The 6,000-nt window shown below is 58.2% G+C and carries 9 protein-coding genes and 2 pseudogenes; 6 read left to right on the top strand and 5 right to left on the bottom strand.

The window, feature by feature from the left end:
- Window positions 1-590, bottom strand: a pseudogene (locus tag AC4FS3_RS06860) (transposase); the annotation flags it as partial.
- A 65-nt stretch (window positions 591-655) separates the two neighbouring features.
- On the opposite strand from AC4FS3_RS06860, the gene AC4FS3_RS06855 reads away from it, so the two are divergent.
- From AC4FS3_RS06855 to AC4FS3_RS06835, 5 genes and pseudogenes are all read left to right on the top strand, one after another.
- A complete protein-coding gene (locus AC4FS3_RS06855; RefSeq protein WP_491019896.1) occupies window positions 656-793 on the top strand; it encodes a hypothetical protein in 138 nt (45 codons plus the stop codon).
- An 80-nt stretch (window positions 794-873) separates the two neighbouring features.
- Window positions 874-1,173 carry a toxin-antitoxin system TumE family protein gene (locus tag AC4FS3_RS06850; RefSeq protein ID WP_491019895.1) on the top strand — a complete coding sequence of 100 codons (300 nt, stop codon included), beginning with the start codon at window positions 874-876 and terminating at the stop codon, window positions 1,171-1,173.
- Window positions 1,170-1,559, top strand: a complete 390-nt coding sequence (locus AC4FS3_RS06845) for an HVO_A0114 family putative DNA-binding protein (protein WP_491019894.1) — start codon at window positions 1,170-1,172, stop codon at window positions 1,557-1,559. The genes AC4FS3_RS06850 and AC4FS3_RS06845 overlap by 4 nt, the downstream gene beginning before the upstream one ends.
- 202 nt (window positions 1,560-1,761) lie before the next feature.
- Window positions 1,762-2,175 carry a recombinase family protein gene (locus AC4FS3_RS06840; protein ID WP_491019893.1) on the top strand — a complete coding sequence of 138 codons (414 nt, stop codon included), beginning with the start codon at window positions 1,762-1,764 and terminating at the stop codon, window positions 2,173-2,175.
- 132 nt (window positions 2,176-2,307) lie between these two features.
- Window positions 2,308-2,433 (top strand): annotated as a pseudogene (locus tag AC4FS3_RS06835) (recombinase family protein); the annotation flags it as partial.
- On the opposite strand, the gene AC4FS3_RS06830 reads toward AC4FS3_RS06835, so the two are convergent.
- Genes AC4FS3_RS06830 through AC4FS3_RS06820 form a run of 3 tightly spaced genes read right to left on the bottom strand, consistent with a single transcriptional unit; the run spans window position 2,428 to window position 3,387 of the window.
- Complete coding sequence (locus AC4FS3_RS06830) at window positions 2,428-2,637, bottom strand: hypothetical protein (protein ID WP_491019892.1); 210 nt, start codon at window positions 2,635-2,637, stop codon at window positions 2,428-2,430. The pseudogene AC4FS3_RS06835 and the gene AC4FS3_RS06830 overlap by 6 nt on opposite strands.
- On the bottom strand, window positions 2,634-3,107 hold the full coding sequence (locus AC4FS3_RS06825; protein ID WP_491019891.1) for an HK97 gp10 family phage protein: 474 nt from the start codon (window positions 3,105-3,107) through the stop codon (window positions 2,634-2,636). The genes AC4FS3_RS06830 and AC4FS3_RS06825 overlap by 4 nt, the downstream gene beginning before the upstream one ends.
- Before the next feature lies 1 nt (window position 3,108).
- Window positions 3,109-3,387: a head-tail connector protein gene (locus AC4FS3_RS06820; protein WP_491019890.1), complete on the bottom strand. Its 279-nt coding sequence runs from the start codon at window positions 3,385-3,387 to the stop codon at window positions 3,109-3,111.
- A gap of 255 nt (window positions 3,388-3,642) precedes the next feature.
- Between AC4FS3_RS06820 and AC4FS3_RS06815 the strand changes: the two genes are divergently transcribed.
- Complete coding sequence (locus tag AC4FS3_RS06815; protein ID WP_491019889.1) at window positions 3,643-4,932, top strand: hypothetical protein; 1,290 nt, start codon at window positions 3,643-3,645, stop codon at window positions 4,930-4,932.
- 5 nt (window positions 4,933-4,937) lie between these two features.
- Here the strand turns inward: AC4FS3_RS06815 and AC4FS3_RS06810 are convergent, their stop codons facing one another.
- Window positions 4,938-5,912, bottom strand: coding sequence for a hypothetical protein (locus tag AC4FS3_RS06810; protein WP_491019888.1), 975 nt, complete (start codon window positions 5,910-5,912; stop codon window positions 4,938-4,940).
- Between the last annotated feature and the right edge of the window lie 88 nt (window positions 5,913-6,000).

Here is a 6,000-nt window from a genome sequence, read left to right as displayed (position 1 = left end):
CACTGTCGGTCGTGCGTTTGAACTTCCGGCTGCGGATGACCCGGATACCGTTCTGGCGCATCAGGCGCCCTGCTCGACGCTGGCCGATGCTAATCCCGGTTCGTTCAGCTCTTCAGTCATGCGTGGCCTGCCGTAGCTGCCAAGGCTCAACCGATGCTGATCACGGATATGCGCCAGGAGCACCATGTCGCGCCGTTGGCGATGCGACGGGGGCCGGTGCCTCCAGGCAGGGAGCCCGCGTTCTGAAACACCCATCAGGCGACACAGATGGCTGCGGGTAAGCCTGCCATGATACGAGGCAATGTACTGAAACCTCACGGCTTTTGAGCCGCGAAGAACATCGCCGCTTTTTTTAGCACTTCCCTCTCCTCCCTGAGGATACGGTTCTCTTTGCGAAGTCGTTCGTTCTCTCGAAGCAGATCGGCGTCCTGCGCAGGCACCCTGGCGTCTTCGGAAACAGCCCGAACCCATTTGCCGAGCGTCGAAAGCCCAATCCCCAAATCAGACGCAACCTGACGCCGTGTCAGACCACTGATGAGCGGGATGCGCACCGCATCCCGCTTGAACTCGTCGCTGTGTCTCGCTGCCATAGCCGGTCTCCTTGATGGCGAGTATCGCTCTCAAAAAACCGGAACGAAACCGGTGCAGGTCCACGTTGCCTGTCTTCGCCGACTGGCCCGAGAGGGTGCCGATCACCGAGGAAGAACTGCAAATCTTCGAGCGGTATTTCGGCGAGGTGCTCGGCCGGCTGTTCGGCCCAATAGACGATCCCGACAATCAGGGCTTGTCGTAATTAACAGCAGATGGTAACAGTAAGTTCTGAGCGAGGATCGTGACCCGAGCCTTGACACGCTTCTGGACCTCAACGGACAGGTGCTCGTTGTCGATCCCGAGGGCGGTCATTGGGTGAAGTTCGTCATCACCCGCGTTCCGGCATCGCCGGAGAAGCCGCACGGCCTCGATTACTCGCTCACGCTTCACGGGCCTTCGGGCGAACGGCTGGTCGGCTTCGACAATGCCCATCCGGTCGGCCGGGGCAGGCGCGACGCGCCGATGGACCATCGGCACCGCCTCCAGACCGTGAAGTCTTACGCCTATGAGGACGCGGCCACGCTGCTGGCCGACTTCTGGCAGGCGGTGGATGCGGTGTTGAAGGAGCGAGGCGTAACATGACCACATTGAAAGTCGGGATTGCCGACTACGAGGAAATGAAGGCTCGCACCATGCGGATCGCCAAGGGCGAGGAAAAGCCCGCGCCCGGCGACCCTAAGGTGTGGTTCACGTCCACCGAATCCTTTGCTCAAATCCTGTCCAGTGGGAACCGCGAGTTGCTGCGCGTCATCGACGAGCAGTCGCCCGGCTCGCTGGAGGAACTGTCGCGGATCACGGGGCGGTCAAAGCCCAGCCTCTCCCGAACCCTCAAGACAATGGCGAACTACGGCCTTGTCCGCATGGACCCCGGCGAGGGCCAGAAGCTCGTTCCCAAAGTGCTGCATCATCGCGTGGCGCTGGAACTGCCGCTGATCGAACGCCGGGCCGCGAAAGGAAGCGCGCTATGAATATGCAAAGTCCCCATGTCGCGCTGCGCGCCGCGCTCTACCTGCGCGTTTCTACGACGAGGCGGCCGAGCATGACGTGTCGATCCCCGACCAGCGCAAGCAGGGCGAAGCCTATCGCGCCTCGCGTGGCTACCAGCTTGTCGAAACCTTCGTGTAAGCCGGCGCTTCGGCCACCAATGACCGCCGCCCCGAGTTCCAACGGATGATAGAGGCCGGCACGTCCAAGCCCGCGCCCTTCGATATTGTCGTGGTCCATTGGTTCAGCCGGCTCTTTCGCGATCACTTCGAGCTGGAGTTCAACGTCCGCAAGCTCGCCAAGAACCGCGTCAAGCTGGTCTCGATCACGCAGGAAATGGGCGACGATCCCATGCACGTCATGATGCGGCAGATCATGGCGCTGTTCGACGAATACCAGTCGAAGGAGAACGGCAATCACGTCATTCGGGCGCTGAAGGAGAACGCGCGGCAAGGCTTCTGGAACGGCTCCCTGCCGCCCATCGGCTACCGCGTCGTCGATGCGGAGCAGCGCGGCGCAAAGATGAAGAAGAAGCTGGAGATCGACCCACTCCATGCTGACACCGTGCGGCTGATTTTCCGCCTTTGCATCGGAAGGTGAAAGCACGTCCGGCCCCATGGGCGTCAAGAACATCGTCAACCACCTGAACAGGCACCGCATGTTCACCCGCAACGGCGGGCGTTGGGGCATTGGCCAGCTTCACCGTAAGCTCGACCGCATGGTGGTGACGCATATCGTCAGGGCGGCCCGGCGGGCTTCGGGTTGCGTCGCGCCCTGCTCAATGAGCGGGGCGAAGTGAAAACCGAACTGAAGCGCGGTGAGCACAAGAGCCTTCAGACTGATCGCGTCGTCCTAGTTCAGCGTGACACGGGCAAGGCGCTGCGAGCCAGAAGCACAGCCCAGGAACTCCGCTTGAGGGTCAGAGAGGATGATCGACGGCAGGCGCTCGGGACGGGTTGCACCAGCGCGGATATGGTCAGCCGGGACCAGCGCCACGACAGCCGGAGAGGCCACCAGAGAGGCGCGGATCGCGGTCTGGAAAGCGAGCGAGGGGTCGATCATGCTGCACCACCTTCGCCAGCGTTGCGCACCGCGCGGCTGATAGCGCGACCGATCCAGCGACGATTGCGGTCACGGGTCAGCCGCTCAGCAGGCAAGAGGAACGGCTGCAGGTCGGTGCCACGGTGCTTCGTGCCTGCGAACATACCGCCGTTGTCATGCGGTGCGGTCCCGAACTCGACCAGATGCGCGTGACGCACCTGCGGGTTGCCGACCGTCACCAGCGCCTGGTTTTCAGCAGCCTGACGGCGACCACCGCCAGCGGCATAGGCCGGGGTGATCCCGCCCGGAGGGGTGACAGCGATCGACGCCTTGAGGTCGCCGTCTTCCTCAGGTGCGAGGGTGCGGGCCGTGTCTGCGAGGTCGTCAGCGCATTGCACCAGCGCGGGACGAAGCTCGACCACCATGTCATGCGGGATCTGAGCGAGGCGTTTCGCGAGCTTGGCAGACTGAGCGAGGAGGTCGTCGGCCATGTCACACCACCCAGGCGCGGTGCGCTTGCAGGAGGTCAGAGAAGCCATAGGGCATGAGCTGCGGATTACCGAAGCTGATCGCCTCGCGGTTCGCATACCACGAAGCGGCCAGCATCAGGATCGCTTGCCGGATCGCGGCAGGCATTGGGTCGGGGATCTCGCCACCGATGTAGCTCGAAGCGAAGGCGGTCGCAGCCTCGATCTTTTGAGCGAGGATCAGGTCGTCGAGGTCATGGTCGATATTGAGCTGCGCTTTCAGCTCGGGAACGGTCACAGACATAAGAGGCACTCACTACGCACAAACGCACATTGTGCATTAATGTAGCACTTGTTGGTTCGTATATGAACATGAGATTGCTGAAAAACTTATATTCGTGCGCTCTTGTGCGGACCTCCCCCCGCCGGTCCCTCAGATCGCTGGAAAGTCTGAAACCACCCCGCCCCATAGCATCAGGCAACCGTAGGTGATGATTCCTGTTGCTGTGGCGCTATTATCCGGGTGATGGTGCTGAAAATCCATCTAAGCGAATTTGACATGCAGCGCTGGCAAGACGAACTTACGAAGCACCCACTCAATACGTCAGTGAAACAGCTTATCGACTTCCTTGAAAAGGGTGAGATATTATCTGAGCCCACGAACGAAGTTGAACGCGTTAGATTCGCAAAGGTGATCTATCTGCTTCGGGATACGATCTCTAGCCTCGACCCTGACATAACACCCTTCGACATACTTGATCAAATACAGAGCCTGCTTCAAAGCCATGGCGTAATCCAATCCGTTCAGAATATCTCACGTGGTCGCGAGAACGAGGTGTTCAGAGACCTCAATACAGGGCTGAATCCTGTATTGAGCTACATCGCTCAGCTTCGTGCGAGTTCGATTAAGATTGGCGTCGCAAAGGCTGACCAAAAGGCAGCTACGGATTCCTTGGAGCGCTTCGCGTATGAATTGGAAATTCAGCGCCAAGCATTTTCTCAAATGATTCATAACGGAAGTGCGAGTATCGAATCATCCGAAGCTGCTATCAAGGAGCTAGAAGCAAATGCAAGATCGACGAGCGAGACCTTCTCGCAGCAAATGAATGATTGGCAATCCTCTACAGCAACTGCGCTTGCAGACCAAAAAGTCGCCTTCTCCGCCGCTCTGACGACAAACAAAACAGAACTGGCAGATTCAGTTTCCTCTATTAAGGCAAAATCGAGTCAGGAACTAAAGGAGTTCTTTAGTAGTCAAGAGGAGGTTGCCAAGAGCAAACATGAGAGTGTTAGTGCTACTTTGGGAGGCATCATATCCGATTCTGAGAAAAAACATAAAGAAATCCTTGACCTTTATGGTCTCGTCGCTGTCGATAGTGTAACTGGCGGTCACAAGAAAATTGCGGATAGAGAACAATTGTCCGCCCAGATTTGGCGCGGGGTAACGGTTTTAAGCGTTTTGGCAGCCATCGGTTGGATTCTCTATGGTATTTTCTGCATGAAGCCAATCCCGGTCTCTGATCGAGACTTTTGGCTTCAACTTGGAAAATCAATCTCGCTAACGCTGTTGATGATCTCATTTGCGGTATATGCCTCAAAACAAGCAGCGCTTCACAGGCTTAATGAGCGAAGGACGCGCGCTTTCTTTTTGCAAGTTAAAGCCTTTGACCCATTCATTGAGAGCCTGGGTGATGGTGATAAGCGTGAGTTGAAAAAAGCGTTGAGCGCGCGGATATTCGGGCCGGAAGATATTCGGCAGGATCAGGTGGTTTTTGACAATGCAGCGATTGGTGATTTGGATCGCGCAATCGGCCTGTTGGACAAGCTGGCGAAGATAAAACCAAAGTGATTTCTTTACGCCGATTCGGATCGGCGCATATCTCCAGCGCTGAGCGCCTCCTCGATCGAATTGCCCGTCCTGAGCCGCTTCTCGATCGTCTGTTTCTTGATCTCTGTCTGTTCGGCCCATTGCCGGATGGTCAGGGACTGGCCCTGATGGGTGAAGAGTCGGGGCAGACGGCCACGCTCGCGAGCGGCAGCAGCTCGACCGATACGAGCGCGACCTTCCTCGCGTGAAGTCCCGAAGGTCTCTTCCATAGACCAGCCAGCTTTGAGTCGGGAATCCAGCGTGTAAGGATTGATCCCCAGGAACTCGCCCCATTCCTTGATCGTCATGGTCTTTCCGTCATGGGTGTAATTCCTGATCCCGGTCGAGCGCCTCGATCGCTTCCTTGAGGCGCTGCGAGAGCGGCGCTTTCCTTCTGTGACAGAGAGCGTCAGCGCGTCAGAGACCGCCCAGCCGGAAGAAATACGGCTGGATATGGTCGAGGCAGGGATACCAGTTTTTAGCGACCATTGGCTCGCGGTCAGGGTCTCGCCGTTGAAGGTGTAGCTCGCTGGCCCGCTGTTATGGCGATCGGGAATGTCCCTCTTGTTGAAGGTAGCTCGCGACTTTCTCCTCTGACCGATCAGCTCGTCGATCGAGGGTGCATCTGCGATCTGCCTTTTCATCCGGTAGATAACGGCCTCGAGATCGACGCCCGCGAAAGCGCAAACCGTGGAAAGGTCTTTGTTCGGGGTCGTAAGATAATCGCGGGCTTGCTGGCAGATCAGGCGCTTTTGGGTGACGTTGCTCGCCAACATAGGCCCGAGAAGCGCGTCCTCGATCGTGACGAGGAGAACTTCCTGCCAGAGGTTTTGACGATGGTCAGAAGATCGAACACGGTCAAACACTTGCAGCGCGCCCCTCACGCTGTTTGTGCCGGTTGTGGCAAGGCTGGCAAAGGGGTTGCCAGTTGAAGCGATCCCAGAAGATCGCGGGATCGCCACGATGCGCCCTGATATGATCGACCACGCTCGCAGGCGCACCACAGCAGGCACAGACCGGATAAGCTGCGAGGAACTCGGCGCGCGCCTT

The sequence above is a fragment of the Pseudogemmobacter sp. TB195 genome (assembly GCF_058313095.1).
This window is presented reverse-complemented; position numbering and strand designations above follow the sequence as displayed.